A 16,642-nucleotide genomic window follows, 5' to 3' on the forward strand; every position below is an offset into this window, starting at 1 on the left:
AGAAACGACGCCAGATTTAGTCGGAGGCCGACTTGCGTTTGAAATCCAAAGAGAGAACGGGACGGCGACGGGCGTTTCGCCTGGTCGGGCTTGGCCTGATTCTGTTTGGATGCTTCATCCGGATCATGGACCCTTACCCAGTGCGGATGTCGCGGATGATCTATTTCGATTTGCTGCAACGGATGTCGCCCCGCGAATACACACCTGACCTGCCGGTGCGAGTCGTGGATATTGACGAAGAGTCTCTGGCCAATTGGGGCCAATGGCCCTGGCCACGCACATTGCTGGCGCAGATGGTCCAGAACCTGGGTGAGAATGGCGCAGCGGCTATTGCTTTTGACATGCTGTTTGTCGAACCGGACCGATACTCACCCGCCCGGTTGCTCAACGACCCTGCGCTGGACGGCGTTCTGACCGTGGAACGTCATGCACAGAAGGTGGACTATGACGTGCTTTTCGGGCTCGAAGCCGCCCATTGGCCGGTGGTGATGGGCACGGCGGCTCGTATCTCGCAGGAGGGCAGCAATGTTGCCCCCAAGGCCGGGATCATCGAGATCGGAGAAGCACCGACCTCCGGATTGATCTCGGTCCCTCATTGGACCCCGATCGCGCCTCCCTTGGATCGCAGCGCTGCGGGGATTGGCGGGGTAAACGTCTCGCCACTGGGTGGTACCGGGATCATTAGACGCGTCCCAGTTTTGTGGGGCGGTCCGAACGGTCCGATGCCCGGTTTGGGGATCGAAGCGCTGAGGGTCGCGCTGGACGCACCGTTCATTCTGACCGAGGGCTCGGCAGATGAGGAAGGGATCATGCTCGCGGTTGAGCTGGGAGATTTCCGCCTGCCGACCACCGAAAACGGTGAGGTCTGGGTCAGGTATCGACATGACCAGCCGGACCTTTACCTATCGGCCGACAGGGTCATGCAAACCCCAGGTGATCCCGCACTCAGGGCGGAGATCGAAGGACGGATTATCCTTGTCGGTACCTCGGCGGCGGGTCTGTTCGACATGCATCAGACCGCGCTGGGCGAGTCGGTGCCGGGCGTGTCGATCCACGCGCAGTTGCTGGAGCAGATTTTTACAGGTGAAATGCTAAACCGGTCGGATGTGACGGCAGCACTGGAGCTGGTGTCTTTCGTATTGCTAGGCCTGATCGTGATTGCAGTGATGTCCAGTTTTGGCGCGGTCGCCTCATTCGTTGCTGGCGGGGTGGCAGCGGCCGCGGTTTTGGGCACCAGCTGGCTTGCTTTTCAGAACCAGCTCACCCTGTTTGACGTGACCTTTCCGCTGCTGGGTGGAATGGCCAATTTCGGCTTACTGGCGGGGTACCTATTTGTCACGACCGAGCGGGAAAAGCGGGAAATCCGGCAGGTGTTCTCACACTACGTTGCCCCGGAAATTCTGGATGAGATGGAGGTTTCGGGCCATCGCCTGCAACTGGGTGGCGAGACGCAGGAAATCACCGTCATGTTCTCGGACATCAGGGGGTTTACGCCGCTGTCTGAATCCGTGTCGGCCACTGATCTGGTGGCATTGCTGAATGAGCTGTTCTCACAGGTCGGAGATCAGATCCTGCACGAACGGGGAACCATCGACAAGTTCATTGGCGATGCGGTCATGGCGTTTTGGAACGCGCCGCTGCCAGTCGAGGATCATCCCTGCCGCGCCGCCCATTCAGCGCTGTTGATGCGGCAGGCCTTGATCCGGTTCAACGCCTCCGATGTCATGAAGGGTCGCCCACCGATCGCATTGGCGACAGGATGCGCCACCGGTCTGGCTTGTGTGGGCAATATCGGATCGCGCAGCCGGTTCAACTATACGGTCATTGGCGATGTGGTGAATGTGGCCGCTCGGATCGAACAAAGCTGCCGCCACGTGGAATATGACATCCTCGTTTCCAGCTCCGTCTACAAGGCCGCGCGGCAGGATCTGGCGATGCTCGAAGCTGGATTTGTCGATCTGAAGGGCAAGTCCGAGCTTGAGGCTGTTTTTCTTCTGGTTGGTAACACTACGCTGCGCACTTCGCCTGGGTTTATGGAACTCGCGGCGGCGCATGGCGATATGATCGCAGCCATTCGACAGCGGCAATCCTATGTGCAGATCAAGAAGCACTGCAACCTGTGCGCAACGCTGGCGACCGAGGTCGAACCGGGGCTTCGCCCGTTCTATCAAGCTGTTCCGGGTCGGGCGGCTGATTTCCGGTCAGATGTACAATCGGACCAGATCATGTTCAGCCACCGCGCACAGGCGAACCTGCCTTCGGCTTAGATCCGACCTGGTTACATCAGGTCGTTTTCCACATCCTCGGCGGAAATGCCCAAAGCGTCCAAACCGTTTTCCAGATGATCCGACAGATGTGGCGTTCCGATCAGGTAATCCGCGCAGGGGGTCGAGGCCTCGGACTTGGCGGTGGCGATGGCTTCGGCCAGATCTTCGGCGAAAAAGCTTTCGCGCCCGATCCACATGACCGCAACCAATTCGGCCTGCTCATCTTCACCCATCCGGTCGATGAAAGCGCGCAGCTCGCCCTCGGCCCGGTCCAACTCACGTCCCATCATGGCGACCTGAGCGATTTTTCTTGCCGAGATTTCCAACATGTCCCAACTCCTCGTGTTCGCGGTCTCTATAGTACCACAACCACCCTCGCCGGGCTGAGTCTTTGATCTTACGCAAACCAGGGCCAGGAGCCATTAATCTTGCGCCATTGGTTTGACCGATTTTGGTTCTGACAAGGCACATCCTTGCTGGAATAGTGGTTCTATTTCTAAAGGATGTAACGCAGTTCAGAGGCAAAATCAGTCAAATCCTTCGGACGCATGAACAGCTGCAAAGCAGCGGCTTTGATCGCTTGAAATTGACACCGCCAGTCCCTGCGCACCCAAAAGCACTGCTTTTTTGCCGTTCGCGCGCCAGTGGCGCAAGATTAATGGCTCCTGACCCTAGGGCTCGCGGATGCGCGAAACCGGATGATCGGGCACGGGTGCATGGCGGAACGGACGAAAACGCGCCTTCTTCAACTTAAGCTTCAACGCCTGCCAAAGGATCAGGAAAAACGCGCGCCGCGCGCCGAAGGGACGCCGGACCAAGGACCATAGGATTGTCCGATCCGACAGCGGTGCGCGTGGGCCGCTGAGGGTCGCAATCAACCCGCCTTTCTCGCGGCCATAATCGATCCAGACACCTACCTTGTCAGGCCGATAGTCGAAGCGAAATGTATAAGATCCTTCGATTTTCTGGAACGGTGATACGTGCATCAACTTGTCCGCCACGATCCGGTCCGAGGGCTGAATGGGCGCGAAATTCGGGTTGTGGCACAGATAACTGTGCCGCGTGCCAAAGGTATTCGTTACCTCGGCCACGACAGCGTAAAGCTGATCATCCTCATCGAAACAGAACCAGAAGCTGACCGGGTTGAATACGTGACCCAGCACGCGCGGCTGCGTCAGCAGGGTCAGGGTTGCGGGTTGTGACACACCCAACTGTGTGAACTGATCGCGCAGCCATGCCGCGCCCCGGCCTTTCCCCGGCACACCGCCGTGATCGCGTTTGCGCCAGTTGACGATGTTCGCGCGGTCCAAAGAAAACAAACGTGGCGTCTGAACCTCGGCCTCGGGGTTCAGGAGGATATAGTCGACCGAATACCGGAAGGCATTTTCAATCGCCCCCTTCCGACCATGATAAGTGTGGCCTGCGATATGGTCGATCCGGTTCATGCCACTTTTTCCAATCTGCCTGTAAACCGTTCAATCGGCGCTGTTTTCGCCTGTCCTTGGATATTCACATTACGCTGAAAACACTGCAACGGATTAAAATTATCTGTGAGAGTGATCCGACTTGGGACCTTCTACGTAATATGGTTATGTTTACCGAGAGCGATACCGCGCGCTTGGATGAACCGGTGGCCGACGGGCCCGTAGTGAGGCCATTGCGCGTCAAGCGACGCATCAAGGGACGACCGGTGAACCACGCAAACGGCAGTTGTGAGACCAGAACCGAATGGGTGGGCCATGTGGCCCGCATCCGGGACGCGCAGGATCAGGCGGCTTTTGCCGAACTGTTTCAGCATTTTGCGCCTCGGGTCAAAGCGTTCCTGATCAAGTCGGGGTCGGATGCGGCCATGGCTGAGGAATGCGCGCAAGAGGTGATGGCGACCTTGTGGCACAAGGCGCATCTGTTCGACCCAACTCGGGCGACCGTGGCCACATGGGTGTTCACGATTGCACGGAATAAGCGCATCGATGTGCTGCGCAGGCAACGCCGCCCCGAGCCCGAAGATCTGGGATGGGGTCCCGAGGCCGAGCCGGATCAGCACGACGTCATGGCGCTGCAACAGGAAACCGCGCAGCTGCGCGACGCGTTGACCGCGTTGCCCGAGGCGCAAAGAGAGTTGATTGAAAAGGCCTATTTTGGCGACCTGAGTCATCGCGAGATCGCCTCGCAGACCGGATTGCCGTTGGGCACGATCAAATCACGTATTCGGCTGGCGCTGGACCGCTTGCGCCATGCTATGAACTGAGATTACGATGATGAGCAACAAGATCAAACATCACCTGACTGACGACCTGCTGATGGCCTATGCCGCAGGCACCCTTCCCGAGGCGTTCGACCTGATGGTCGCCACGCATCTGACCCTGTGCGACCATTGCCGCGCGCGGGCTGAAAGCTTTGATGCGGTGGGCGGGTGCGTGTTGCAGGAACAGGACGCCACCGTCAGCATGAACGACGGGTCGCTGGCCGCGACTATGGCGATGATCGCCCAAGGTGCCCCTGTTGCCAAACCGGTGCGTGCGGGCTGTTCAGTCCTACCGACTCCGTTGCAGGATTATGTGGGCGGCGACGTCAATGATATCAAATGGCGACCGATCGGCATGGGCGTGAAACAGGCGATTCTGCCGACCACCCATGAGGCGACTGCGCGTTTGTTGTTCATTCCCGCCGGGGCTGCCGTGCCGGATCACAGCCACAATGGAATGGAATTGACGATGGTGCTGCAGGGCGCATTTTCGGATGAGGTCGACCATTTCGCACGTGGCGACGTGGAAATCGCAGATGAAGACCTGCACCACACGCCGACTGCAGATATTTCTGAGGATTGCATTTGTCTGGCCGTGACCGATGCGCCACTGAAATTCAACAAGCTGATGCCGCGCCTGTTCCAGCCGTTTCTACGGATCTGAAGATAGGTGTGCATCTTGCTCAACTGACCTTGCTGAACGGAGGGTTCTTGCATGATGAAACACCTGATCTTTGTCGCAGCGACCTTGGGGCTGACCTTCCCGGTCTCGGCCCAGAGTGTCGCCGAGGTCAAATTCCAACCCGGCAACTATGGCACGATGGTCAGCGGCACCATCACCGGGAATGAATATTTCGACTATTTGCTCGGCGCGCAGGCCGGGCAGGAGATGTTTGCCGAACTCAATGTCAGCGACACAAATGGCAACGGTGTGATCTATTTCAACATCCTGCCGCCGGGCAGCGAGGGCGAGGCAATTTATATCGGTTCCATCGACGGCAACACGGCGCGTATCAATCTGCCTCAAAACGGAAACTATACGATCCGGGTCTACCTGATGGGCAATGACCGCGATACCGGCAAGGCAGTTGGCTATAATCTGGATCTGTCGATCCAGTAGCGCCTACCCCTCGGTCTTACCCAGGGGCACCACGTTGGTGTGATCGTCCGGGGCCAGTTCCTCGAAATCGAAATTGTCCAGCCGCTGCGCCCGGCGGCCAGCCTTTTCGGCGCTTATTTTGATATCTGAGATATCCTTGGCGGCCTGCCCGAAGTGTCGATCAAGGTTCGAGACGCGGTCGCCCAGACGTTCGACATCCTTGTGTAGCATGCCCAGTTCCTTGCGAATGGCACCGGCCTGTTCGCGCATCCTGGCGTCTTTCAGGATCGCGCGCATGGTGTTCAGCGTGGCCATGCAGGTGGTAGGTGACACGATCCAGACCCGTTTGCTGAAACTCTCCTGCACCAATTCGGGGAACTTTGCGTGCAACTCGGCATAGACTGCCTCGGACGGCAGGAACATCAGCGCGCCATCTGCGGTTTCGCCGTCCAAGATGTATTTCTCGGCAATGTCGTTGATATGTTTGCGCACGGTGCTTCGGAACATCTGCACCGCCGCTTTTAACTCGGCATCATTGGTGGACCCGATCAGCGCCTCATAAGCCTCAAGCGGGAATTTGCTGTCGATCACGATGGGACCCGGCGGGTTCGGCAGGTTTATCAGGCAATCGGCGCGCCGCCCGTTCGACAGCGTGGCCTGCAATTGGAAACTGTCCGAGGGCAGCGCCTTCGACACGATGTCATTCAGCTGAATTTCCCCAAACGCGCCGCGGGTCTGCTTGTTCGACAGGATATCCTGCAAGCTCAACACATCGCCCGACAGTTTGGTGATATTGTCCTGCGCCTTGTCGATGGCGGCGAGGCGCTCCTGCAATTGCGTCAGCGATGTAGCGGTCTGTTTCGACGAGCCATGCAGCGACTCCTTCATCCGCTCCTGCATTTCGGCCAGCGCACGGGCAGATTTCATCGCGTTATCCGCCAGCCGATCATTCATCTGCTGCTGGACTGAGGACAGGCGCGACTCAACCGTTTGAATCACCTGCACCTGCGCATTGGCCTGCGTGTCTGACACATGCTGGAGCCCCCCGCGCAATTGTTCCTGCCCCTGCCCCAATTGCTGCACATGCTGACCCAAATGCGCCATCTGCCGCGCCAGCGGCTCGGCCATGCGTGCCGACCGCTGCGCCGCCCGCAGTGACAGAAACAGCAGCAGCAGGATCAGCGCCACCACGCCGCCCCCAATCAGGATCACGGGGTCGTTCAGGGCGATTTGGGTGCCAGCAATCTCGATCATGTCGCCTCGGGTGTTCTTGTTTTATTCTTCATATCGCGCGCACGCGGCGGGATCAACTGCGCCCGAACAGACGTTCGATATCTGACAGTTTCAGTTCCACATAAGTCGGCCGCCCATGGTTGCATTGACCGGAATGGGGCGTCGCCTCCATCTCGCGCAGCAAGGCGTTCATTTCCTCGGCTCGCATCCGACGGCCCGACCGGACCGAGCCATGACAGGCCACCCGGCTGAGGATCGCCTCGATCCGCGCCTGCACAGTCTGGCTTTCGCCCTGATCAGCCAGTTCATCAAGGATATCCAAGATCATCGCGCGGGCGTCGACTTCGCCCAGAATGGCCGGGGTTTCACGCACGGCGATGGCCCCGCCGCCGAAGGGTTCCAACGTCAGGCCAAGTCGGGTCAGGTCGTCGGCCACGGCCAGCAGCCGCGCGCAGTCGCCGTCGGACAGTTCCACGATCTCGGGGATCAGCAGCGCCTGCGCGGCGACGCCGTTCTCAGCCATCTGGTGTTTGAGCTTCTCATAGACCAAGCGTTCATGCGCCGCGTGTTGATCGACGATCACCATGCCATCGGCGGTTTGGGCGATGATGTAATTTTCGTGCACCTGCCCGCGGGCCGCGCCCAAGGGCAAGTCCTGTGCCGGAGGTTCCTCCGCGGCGACCGGAGCGGGTTCGACAATGCTGCCGCTGTAATCCTGCGACAGTTCCGCAAAGCCCGGCGCCTGGGCCCGGTAGGCCGTGTGCCGCGCCGCTGCTGAGGGTCGATCCATTTGATACACCCGCGCCGGAGCGGGCTGCGCAGGCTGCGCCGCTTCCGGCCGCATCGCGCCCAAAGTCGCGTTTGCCACGGTCGAGGAAGCACGATGCCCTGCCTCGGCCAGCGCGTGGCGCAGGGCCGAGACGATCAGCCCCCGCGCTACGCCGGGATCGCGAAACCGGACCTCGGACTTCGCCGGATGCACGTTCACATCCACCAGTGTCGGGTCACAGTCTATGAACAGCGCCGCCGCCGGGTGGCGGTCACGGCTCAGGAAATCGAAATACGCCGCCCGCAGCGCCCCGGTCAGCATCTTGTCCCGCACCGGACGGCCATTGACGAACAGGTACTGCGCCACCGCAGCACCGCGCGAATAGGTCGGCAAGGCGGCGTATCCGTACAGCCTGATCCCCTCACGCGTAGCGTCGATCTGCAACGCGTTCTCGGCAAACTCGCGCCCGATCACGTGAGCCAGACGGGCGTGCAAGGCATCGAACAGATCGCCATTCTCTCGGTCGGCGCGGAAGGTCACGCGCCCCTCTCCCCCGCCCGAGACATCGCGCAGGGTGAAGGTGATCGCGGGCTCTGCCATCGCCAGACGTTTCACGGTGTCGGTGATCGCCTGTGCCTCGGCCCGGTCGGTGCGCATGAATTTCAGCCGGGCGGGCGTGGCAAAGAACAAGTCGCGCAGCTCGACCACCGTGCCCGCGCGCAAGGCTGCGGGTTTCACCGCCTCCATTCTGCCACCCGAGACGTGAACCAACGCGGCCTCGGCCCCCGGCACGCGACTGGTAATGGTTAGTCGACCTACGGCCCCCAGCGAGGGCAGCGCCTCGCCCCGGAACCCAAATGTGTTGATGTTCAGCAGGTCCGAGCCGTCGATTTTCGAGGTCGCGTGCCGCGACAAGGCCAGCGGCAGATCATCTGCCGCAATCCCGCAGCCATCATCTGTGACGCGAATCAGCGTCTTGCCGCCATCGGCAATATCAATGGCAATTCGGGTCGATCCTGCATCAATCGCATTCTCGACCAGCTCTTTCACAGCCGAAGCGGGGCGTTCAACAACCTCACCCGCCGCGATACGGTTGATCGCAGCGTCGTCCAATTGCCGAATTACGGGACGGGAATCGCTGATATTGGGGTTTGCCTGCGCCATACCCCCAGACCTAGCACAGACGCGCACGATTCTACCACTGGTTTGCAGAGGTCAATTTTCTGATTGAGGGGGCGTTCGGACAATCGTCGTGTCACCGAGAAAAGCAACACAGAGGCAACGATTGTCCGAACGGTCCAATGTGAGCGGTGGTCGTTCGCTTGATGCGGCGTTCGTAGCACGAAAAGGCTATTGAGGCTTGCGAACTCTGGCCAGTCAGTGGTGTTGGGCAAAGTTCAGCCGACATAAGCGCGCGTTTACGCCGATCCCGGTGCCCCGGCGCGCGTCCGGCATGGCCCCCAGATTGCCGCCACGGCCAGGATCAGCCCAGCTACTGTTGCGATCATACCCGCCGCACTGACGGCATCCGCCATGCCCAACCACAGGGGGCCATATCCGGCCAGCACATAGCCCAGCACGGCCGAGGTCACTGCAAAGGCGACGGACCAGGCGATTTGCGTTTCCAGCCGATTGGTCATCATCCGTGCGGCTGCGGGTGGGCAGATAAACATGGCGATCACGATGATCGACCCCACCGCATCAAACGCTGCTACGGCAGCGATGGCAGCGGTGATCACCAGCGCAAACCCAAGCGGGCCGGTCCGGATACCGATGGTGCGGGCAAAGCCCTCGTCGAAGGTAGAGACCTTGAGCGGCCGCCAGAACAGCCATGTAAACGCAGACACCGCAGCCAGCGTCAGTGCGATGCGCAACAGTTCAGGCGGCAGGCCCGCCAGTGCGTCAATATCCAAAAGCGACGACCAACCCACTGCGTCCAGCCAGATCAGGCTTTCCAGATTGCCGTAAAGCGCATGTTCCACGTCCAGATGCACGGTCGAAGTATCGGTCTGCTCCAGCAATAGCACCCCGGCGGCGAACATAGTGGTAAAGACCACACCCATCGCGGCACCGGATTCGATCTGGCCCAGCCTCCGGATCGCCTCGATCATCACCACGGCGACCACCGCGGCCCCTGCCGCACCCAGCATCATGGGCCAGGTCGAGATCGCCCCGGTCAGGATAAAGGCCACCACAATTCCCGGCAGCACCACATGGCTGATCGCATCGCCAATCAGCGCCTGTTTGCGCAGCACCAGAAAGTTGCCCGGTAACGCGCAGGCAATCGCCGCAATAGTGCCAATCAGCAAGGGCGTTAAGGACAGGGGTACAAACTCTTCACCGCTCATGCCACCACCCCCTGCGGGCCGCCGATCTGGCGATCGATCTCAGCGATCTGGTCGCGGGTCAGGACGGTCTCAATATCGCGCAACCCGTCATAAAGCGCGGCTGTCGCCTCATGCGCCTGATCGGCGCGGACGATTTCCCAGCGTTTTTCATCCCGCAGGGCCTTGGCCGCGCGGGCCTTGCCAGCCTCGGTCGCGACCCCATCGGCGCGGGCCAGGCCTGCGCGTTTCAACAGGCGCAGGGTCAGGGGTTCGTAGATCTTCTGCCCCTGCGCCAACGCCAGCAGGCCTTGACGAATATGAACCCGGCGCTGAAAGCGCAGATGACGCAGAACGGCGGCCAGAACGCCACGCACCGGAGCAAGCAACAGCGACAGGGCAAACAGGGCAAAGCTGACCAGCACGATGATCGGACCCGTCGGCAGGTTCGGGGCCGAGGCCGACAGCGCCGCGCCGGCATAGCCCGAGACACCTCCGGCGACCCCTGCCAACAGGACCACCCGGTCGGACCGTTCAGTCCAGAACCGTGCCGTGACGGCAGGGATGATCAACAATGCCACGATCAGGATCAGTCCGACGATTTTCAGGCCGACCACGGTGACGGCCATCACCAGCCCCATCATCGCAAGGTCGATGCGATGCACCGGCAGCCCTAGGGCGGCAGCATATTCAGGGTCAAAGGCCACCATCGTCATGGGTCGGCGCAGGATCATCACCAGTACCAGCGTCGCAGCGCCTCCGACAGCGATGATCAGTGCATCCGCCCACAGCATCCCGGCGGTCGAGCCCAACAGGAACCCTTCCAACCCCGCCTGACGACCCACGCCCATAGTCTGGATCACAGTCAGCAGTACGATACCGAAGCCAAAGAACACCGACAGAACCGCGCCGATCGCGGCATCCTCGGCCAACCGCGTGTGGCGGGTCAGCCAGTTCATGCACAGCAGGCCCACCCAAGCCGACAGGGCCGAACCAGCCAGCAGTCCCAGCAGGTTGCGTCCGTCGCCGCCAAAGGCAACCAGCACCATGAAGGCCAGACACACACCGGGCAGCGTTGCATGGCTGATCGCATCGCTGACCAGCGCGCGTTTGCGAAGAAACAGGAACGTGCCCGTCACCCCCGCCGACACGCCCAGCAGCGCAGCCCCAATGGCAACAAGCGAGGCGTTATAGCCCAGCTGAAGGGTCAGAGCGTCCCAAAGCATGGATTATCCCAGCGCGCGCGAAATCTGGTCGATCTGAGCGGTGGCCAGACGGCCCCCATAGGCGGCCTGCAAAGTCTCGGCTGTGAAAGCCTGATTCACAGGACCTTCCGCCACCTTGCTGGTATTGATCAGGAAGACATGGTCGAAATAGTCGGTGACGGTGGCCAGATCGTGATGCACGACGACCACGGTCTTCCCAGCCTCTTTCAGCGTTTTCAGCACTGCAATGATGGCCTTTTCGGTGGCCGCATCGACCCCGGCAAAGGGTTCGTCCAGTAGGTACAGATCAGCATCCTGCGCCAGAGCGCGCGCCAGAAACACCCGCTGTTGCTGACCGCCCGAAAGCTGACCGATCTGACGGTCCGCGAAATCACGCATGCCGACACGGTTCAGGCAATCCATCGCACAAGCCATATGCCGAGCACGAACACGGCCCAACAGACCCAACTGACGCGACAGACCCATCAGGACCACGTCGATCACGCGGGTCGGGAAATCCCAATCCACGCTGGCGCGCTGCGGGACATAGGCGATGTGGGCGCGTTGGGACTCGAGCGGTTGACCGTTGACCGTTACCAGCCCCGAAAGCGGCGACACGATCCCCAGCGCGGCTTTCAACAAAGTCGACTTGCCCGCGCCGTTTGGCCCGATAATGGCTGTCATCGCGCCGGGCTGCACCGTCATATCCACCGAGAACACAGCGGGTTTCTGACCGTAGGACACAGTCAGACCGCGAATGGCCAGCGGACTTCGTTCAATCCCGTTGTCCTGAACGGATACGCCCTGATGTGCTGCAAGCTCCAGCATCGCTCAAAACCCCGCCGACAGTTTGCCGTTCATGCCCAGCGCCGGCGCATCCGCACCCAATGCAGTGGCAATGACGGTGATATTGTGATCCAGCATTCCGATATAGGTGCCCTCATAGGTGCCCGGCTCGCCCATGGCGTCGGAATACAGCTCTCCGCCCACATCCACCTGATGCCCCTTGGCCGCGGCACCTTCGATCAGCGCACGAATGGATCGGTCCGAAACCGAGCTTTCCACGAACACCGCCGTCAATTTCTGATCAACCAGCGTATCGACCAGTTCGCCGATCCGGTTCAGACCAGCCTCGGACTGGGTCGAGATGCCCTGAATGCCCAGCACCGCATAGCCGTATTCCGCACCGAAATAGCCAAATGCGTCGTGGGCCGTCACCAGAATGCGGTTGTCCTTCGGGACGGCGGCCAGCATCCGTTTCCCATAGGCTTCCAACTGGGCAATCTCGGCAAGATGGGCCTGCGCATTGGCGGCGAAAAACTTGGCCGCTTCGGGGCGGGTGTCAGTCAGCGCATTTTGCACCTGAACTACAATGTCGCGCCACAGGGCCGGGCTCATCCACACATGCGGGTCGAATTTGTCGGCGTAATCATCATGGGCGCGCAGCTTGGACGTGTCGATCCCTTCGGCAACGGCCACCACGTTGCGCTTGCGAGAAAGGTCGTGGAAGAAATCCTCCATTTGCGCTTCAAGATACAGGCCGTGCCATAGGATAAGATCTGCGCGGGTCATCGCGACGATATCGCTGCGGGTCTGGCGATAAGCGTGCGGGTCTACACCGGGGCCCATCAGGCCCTTGACCTCGACCTGGTCCCCACCGACCTGACGCACGGCATCTGCAATCATACCGGTTGTCGCCACCACTTTAAGCGGCGCTTCGGCCAGCGCCGAGATAGGCAGAGCAACGGCAAATGCCAGCGCTGCAAGAAAGCTACGACGAATCATGTCAGACCCCGATCTGATATCCCCATGACCGTTAATATGCGAACCATTCGCAACTTAGTCAATGCTATTGCGAATTATTCGCAAAAAAGGCGGCAATATTTGTCCATTTGGTCAAAAAAATGACTGAAACGCACTCGCTTGCCCTTTTCTTTAGACGCAACCCATGCGATTTTGGCGCAAATCTCCCAAAGGACGCGATGATGGAAACGCAGAGCCCCATGCGCACCGCGCATCTGCCGCAAGTGACCGAACCCCGCAATCCGGGTATGGATCTGGATTTGGACTGGGTGCGCGCCGTGCAGGCCAACACCTCAGCCATTGAACGCCGTGCCGCCACCCTGCCCGGTCGTCGTTCGGTAAAGAAAGATTATCAGGCCGCTTGGCTGCTGAAGGCAATCACGATGATCGACCTGACCACTTTGTCGGGCGATGACACGGTGGGCCGCGTGCGCCGCTTGTGCGCCAAGGCGCGTCAGCCTGTAGCCCCCGCGCTATTGCAAGCGATGGACATGCCGCCGATCACCACGGGTGCGGTTTGTGTCTATCACGACATGATCGAACCAGCTGTTGCGGCGCTAAAAGGCACTGGCATTCCGGTGGCTGCTGTCTCAACCGGGTTCCCTGCGGGTCTGTCCCCCTTCCATCTGCGCGTGGCCGAGATCGAAGAAAGCGTAAAGGCCGGGGCCGAGGAAATCGACATCGTGATCTCGCGCCGTCACGTGCTGTCAGGCGACTGGCAGGCTCTATATGACGAGATGAAGGCTTTCCGTGCCGCCTGTGGCGACGCCCATGTCAAAGCCATTCTGGCGACCGGAGAATTGGGCAGCCTGCGCAATGTCGCTCGCGCCTCGGTCGTGTGCATGATGGCGGGGGCGGATTTCATCAAGACCTCGACCGGCAAGGAAAGCGTCAACGCCACACTGCCCGTGTCGCTGGTGATGATCCGTGCGATCCGCGATTACTATGACCGCACAGGATACCGCGTCGGCTACAAACCTGCGGGCGGGATTTCCAAGGCCAAGGATGCGCTGGTCTATCTGTCGCTGATCAAGGACGAGTTGGGCGATCGCTGGCTGGAGCCGGACCTGTTCCGGTTCGGCGCCTCGTCACTGCTGGGCGATATCGAGCGGCAGTTGGAACATTATGTCACCGGGGCGTACTCGGCTGGCTACCGTCATTCTATGGGGTGAGGCACGCCCGGAAATCGCTCTGGTAGAGCGATTTCAGTGCCGAACGGGCGAAGCCCCGGGAAAAGGAAAGAACAATGACAGTCAAAGAGATTTTCGAAACCATGGACTACGGCCCTGCCCCCGAAAGCGCCGCCGAGGCGCTGGCTTGGCTGGTCGATCAGGGTGACAAATTCGGCCACTATATCGACGGGGCCTTCACCAAGCCCGGCAAAGGCTTTGACAGCCGCAACCCTGCGACCGGAGAGGTGTTGGCAAAGCTGACCCAAGCCAAACAGGCCGATGTGGACGCCGCCGTGGCGGCCGCCCGCAAAGCACAACCCAAGTGGGAGAAACTGGGCGGCGCGGGACGTGCGCGGTATCTCTATGCCATTGCGCGCCTGCTGCAGAAACATTCGCGTTTGTTTGCGGTGCTGGAAAGCCTCGACAACGGCAAACCGATCCGTGAATCGCGGGACATCGACATCCCCTTAGCCCAGCGGCATTTCTATTACCACGCAGGCATGGCGCAGTTGATGGAGAGCGAGTTGCCTGATGCACAAGCTTTGGGCGTGTGCGGACAGATCATCCCGTGGAACTTCCCGCTGCTGATGCTGGCGTGGAAGATCGCACCTGCGCTGGCGATGGGAAATACGGTGGTTCTGAAACCTGCAGAGTATACCTCGCTGACAGCCCTGCTGTTTGCCGATATCTGCACGCAGGCTGGGTTGCCCAAGGGTGTGGTCAATATCGTCACCGGTGATGGCGCGGTGGGTGAGATGATCGTAAACGCTGACGTGGACAAGATTGCCTTTACCGGCTCGACCGCCGTGGGGCGGCACATCCGCGAGGCAACCGCTGGATCCGGCAAGGAACTGACGTTGGAGCTGGGCGGCAAGTCCGCCTATATCGTGTTCGACGATGCCGATATCGATTCAGCTATCGAGGGGCTGGTCGATGCGATCTGGTTCAATCAGGGTCAGGTCTGTTGCGCGGGTTCGCGCCTGCTGGTGCAGGAAGGCATCGCCGATCGCTTCCACGCCAAGCTGCGCGCGCGGATGGACGGCTTACGCATTGGCAATCCGCTGGACAAATGCATCGACGTGGGCGCAGTTGTGGACCCGATCCAGTTGCAGACGATCAAAGGCATGGTCGACAGCAACACCCTAGGTGAGGTTTATCAGGCGGCCTGCGCGCTGCCCGAAAATGGCTGTTTTTACCCGCCTACACTGATTTCCGGCCTCGAAACCTCGGACCCTCTGATGCAGGAGGAAATCTTTGGCCCGGTTCTGGTCTCCTCGACATTCCGTACGCCTACTGAGGCGGTCGAACTGGCCAATAACACCCGCTACGGGCTGGCCGCGACAGTCTGGACCGAGAATGTGAACCTCGCGCTCGATATCGCGCCCAAGCTGGTTGCGGGCGTGGTCTGGGTGAATGCCACCAACCTGTTCGACGCCGCCGCCGGGTTCGGCGGAGTACGCGAAAGCGGCTTTGGCCGTGAGGGCGGATGGGAAGGCCTGGCCGCCTATACCAAACCCAAAGGCAAGACCAAGCCTCTGACCAAGGTCGAGGCCGCGACGGGTGAAGGCGCGCCGGTTGATCCCATTGACCGCACCGCCAAAATGTATGTTGGCGGCAAGCAGGCGCGACCGGACAGCGGATATTCAAAACCCGTCTGGGGCAAATCAGGCCTTCTGGGTCATGTGGGTCTGGCCAACCGCAAAGACGTGCGCAACGCGGTAGAAGCCGCGGCGGGCGCGAAAGGCTGGGCCAAGACCACCGGCCATCTGCGGGCGCAGATCCTGTATTATATCGGCGAAAACCTCTCGGCCCGCGCAGATGAATTCGCCGCGCGGATCGACGCCATGACCGGCGGCAAGACCGGCGCGGCTGAGATTGAGACCTCGATCCAGCGCCTGTTCACCGCCGCTGCATGGGCCGACAAATATGACGGTCAGGTGCATGGCGTTCCGATCCGGGGTGTTGCCCTTGCGATGAAGGAACCCGTTGGTGTGATTGGCGCGCTGTGCGCGGATGAGGCGCCTTTGCTGGGCCTGATCTCGGCCATGGCCCCGGCGATTGCGATGGGCAACCGGGTGGTGCTGGCGGCCTCCGAGCCCTATCCGCTGGCAGCAACGGATTTCTACCAGATCCTCGAAACTTCGGACGTGCCTGCGGGCGTGGTCAATATCCTGACCGGCAGCCACGCGGAGCTGGCCAAACCCCTGGCCGCGCATCTGAATGTGGATGCGGTCTGGTCATTCTCATCGACCGATCTGTCGGCCGAGATTCAGAAAGCCTCGGCGGGGAATCTCAAGCGGACATGGGTCAACAATGGGGCCGCGACAGACTGGAACGCGGATCAGACGCGCCGCTTCCTGCAAGCCTCGACGGAAGTCAAAAACATCTGGGTACCCTACGGGGAATAGGCCCCCAGAACCAAACCCAGTGGTGCATATGCGCGAAAACACGCGCATATCGCCTATTAACATGTGAATTCGTTCATATACAGATAACCCCACGTCCCTCAGCGTGGACCCATTCCA

General features: G+C 60.4%; 14 protein-coding genes. 6 read left to right on the forward strand and 8 right to left on the reverse strand.

Features of this window, described 5'->3' with window-relative positions:
- The first annotated feature begins 32 nt into the window (after positions 1-32).
- Positions 33-2,267, forward strand: coding sequence for a CHASE2 domain-containing protein (locus tag ACR0C5_RS08935; protein WP_480876036.1), 2,235 nt, complete (start codon positions 33-35; stop codon positions 2,265-2,267).
- 11 nt (positions 2,268-2,278) lie between these two features.
- Here ACR0C5_RS08935 and ACR0C5_RS08940 read toward each other — a convergent pair whose 3' ends face one another.
- Together ACR0C5_RS08940 and ACR0C5_RS08945 are read right to left on the reverse strand one after the other, a co-directional pair.
- Positions 2,279-2,596: a DUF3775 domain-containing protein gene (locus ACR0C5_RS08940; RefSeq protein ID WP_170408475.1), complete on the reverse strand. Its 318-nt coding sequence runs from the start codon at positions 2,594-2,596 to the stop codon at positions 2,279-2,281.
- 342 nt (positions 2,597-2,938) lie between these two features.
- Positions 2,939-3,712, reverse strand: a complete 774-nt coding sequence (locus ACR0C5_RS08945; protein ID WP_480550214.1) for a DUF1365 domain-containing protein — start codon at positions 3,710-3,712, stop codon at positions 2,939-2,941.
- Between the two features lie 146 nt (positions 3,713-3,858).
- Here ACR0C5_RS08945 and ACR0C5_RS08950 point away from each other — a divergent pair, with 146 nt between their 5' ends.
- From ACR0C5_RS08950 to ACR0C5_RS08960, 3 genes are read left to right on the forward strand one after another with little or no spacing between them, the layout of a single operon-like run.
- Entirely contained in the window at positions 3,859-4,515 is a 657-nt protein-coding gene (locus ACR0C5_RS08950; protein WP_170773067.1) for a sigma-70 family RNA polymerase sigma factor, read from the forward strand.
- A gap of 10 nt (positions 4,516-4,525) precedes the next feature.
- Positions 4,526-5,176, forward strand: a complete 651-nt coding sequence (locus ACR0C5_RS08955) for a ChrR family anti-sigma-E factor (RefSeq protein WP_170772765.1) — start codon at positions 4,526-4,528, stop codon at positions 5,174-5,176.
- A 51-nt stretch (positions 5,177-5,227) separates the two neighbouring features.
- A complete protein-coding gene (locus ACR0C5_RS08960) occupies positions 5,228-5,632 on the forward strand; it encodes a hypothetical protein (RefSeq protein ID WP_480876038.1) in 405 nt (134 codons plus the stop codon).
- Between the two features lie 3 nt (positions 5,633-5,635).
- Here ACR0C5_RS08960 and ACR0C5_RS08965 read toward each other — a convergent pair whose 3' ends face one another.
- The 6 genes from ACR0C5_RS08965 to ACR0C5_RS08990 all read right to left on the reverse strand — a co-directional run bounded on the left by ACR0C5_RS08965 (position 5,636) and on the right by ACR0C5_RS08990 (position 12,927).
- Positions 5,636-6,865, reverse strand: a complete 1,230-nt coding sequence (locus ACR0C5_RS08965) for a DNA recombination protein RmuC (protein WP_480876040.1) — start codon at positions 6,863-6,865, stop codon at positions 5,636-5,638.
- 52 nt (positions 6,866-6,917) lie between these two features.
- The gene (gene mutL, locus ACR0C5_RS08970) at positions 6,918-8,777 is read right to left on the reverse strand and encodes a DNA mismatch repair endonuclease MutL (RefSeq protein ID WP_480876042.1); all 1,860 of its coding nucleotides are present in this window, start codon (positions 8,775-8,777) and stop codon (positions 6,918-6,920) included.
- A gap of 254 nt (positions 8,778-9,031) precedes the next feature.
- Entirely contained in the window at positions 9,032-9,961 is a 930-nt protein-coding gene (locus ACR0C5_RS08975) for a metal ABC transporter permease (protein ID WP_480876044.1), read from the reverse strand.
- On the reverse strand, positions 9,958-11,163 hold the full coding sequence (locus ACR0C5_RS08980) for a metal ABC transporter permease (RefSeq protein WP_480876046.1): 1,206 nt from the start codon (positions 11,161-11,163) through the stop codon (positions 9,958-9,960). Before ACR0C5_RS08980 ends, ACR0C5_RS08975 begins: the two co-directional genes overlap by 4 nt.
- A gap of 3 nt (positions 11,164-11,166) precedes the next feature.
- Positions 11,167-11,970: a metal ABC transporter ATP-binding protein gene (locus ACR0C5_RS08985; protein ID WP_480876048.1), complete on the reverse strand. Its 804-nt coding sequence runs from the start codon at positions 11,968-11,970 to the stop codon at positions 11,167-11,169.
- Positions 11,971-11,973: 3 nt separating this feature from the next.
- Positions 11,974-12,927, reverse strand: coding sequence for a metal ABC transporter solute-binding protein, Zn/Mn family (locus ACR0C5_RS08990; RefSeq protein WP_480876050.1), 954 nt, complete (start codon positions 12,925-12,927; stop codon positions 11,974-11,976).
- Between the two features lie 200 nt (positions 12,928-13,127).
- Between ACR0C5_RS08990 and deoC the strand changes: the two genes are divergently transcribed.
- Both deoC and ACR0C5_RS09000 read left to right on the forward strand, forming a co-directional pair.
- On the forward strand, positions 13,128-14,117 hold the full coding sequence (gene deoC / locus ACR0C5_RS08995) for a deoxyribose-phosphate aldolase (protein ID WP_480876051.1): 990 nt from the start codon (positions 13,128-13,130) through the stop codon (positions 14,115-14,117).
- A 74-nt stretch (positions 14,118-14,191) separates the two neighbouring features.
- Positions 14,192-16,525, forward strand: coding sequence for an aldehyde dehydrogenase family protein (locus ACR0C5_RS09000; protein WP_480876053.1), 2,334 nt, complete (start codon positions 14,192-14,194; stop codon positions 16,523-16,525).
- Positions 16,526-16,642: the final 117 nt, after the last annotated feature.

Source organism: Ruegeria sp. N8 (assembly GCF_056531325.1).

Bases quoted from the DNA above. Each gene is read 5' to 3' on its own strand.
- ACR0C5_RS08940 (WP_170408475.1), bottom strand. From the start codon at position 2,596: ATGTTGGAAATCTCGGCAAGAAAAATCGCTCAGGTCGCCATGATGGGA.
- ACR0C5_RS08945 (WP_480550214.1), bottom strand. From the start codon at position 3,712: ATGAACCGGATCGACCATATCGCAGGCCACACTTATCATGGTCGGAAG.
- ACR0C5_RS08950 (WP_170773067.1), top strand. From the start codon at position 3,859: ATGTTTACCGAGAGCGATACCGCGCGCTTGGATGAACCGGTGGCCGAC.
- ACR0C5_RS08955 (WP_170772765.1), top strand. From the start codon at position 4,526: ATGAGCAACAAGATCAAACATCACCTGACTGACGACCTGCTGATGGCC.
- ACR0C5_RS08960 (WP_480876038.1), top strand. From the start codon at position 5,228: ATGATGAAACACCTGATCTTTGTCGCAGCGACCTTGGGGCTGACCTTC.
- ACR0C5_RS08965 (WP_480876040.1), bottom strand. From the start codon at position 6,865: ATGATCGAGATTGCTGGCACCCAAATCGCCCTGAACGACCCCGTGATC.
- mutL (WP_480876042.1), bottom strand. From the start codon at position 8,777: ATGGCGCAGGCAAACCCCAATATCAGCGATTCCCGTCCCGTAATTCGG.
- ACR0C5_RS08975 (WP_480876044.1), bottom strand. From the start codon at position 9,961: ATGAGCGGTGAAGAGTTTGTACCCCTGTCCTTAACGCCCTTGCTGATT.
- ACR0C5_RS08980 (WP_480876046.1), bottom strand. From the start codon at position 11,163: ATGCTTTGGGACGCTCTGACCCTTCAGCTGGGCTATAACGCCTCGCTT.
- ACR0C5_RS08985 (WP_480876048.1), bottom strand. From the start codon at position 11,970: ATGCTGGAGCTTGCAGCACATCAGGGCGTATCCGTTCAGGACAACGGG.
- ACR0C5_RS08990 (WP_480876050.1), bottom strand. From the start codon at position 12,927: ATGATTCGTCGTAGCTTTCTTGCAGCGCTGGCATTTGCCGTTGCTCTG.
- deoC (WP_480876051.1), top strand. From the start codon at position 13,128: ATGGAAACGCAGAGCCCCATGCGCACCGCGCATCTGCCGCAAGTGACC.
- ACR0C5_RS09000 (WP_480876053.1), top strand. From the start codon at position 14,192: ATGACAGTCAAAGAGATTTTCGAAACCATGGACTACGGCCCTGCCCCC.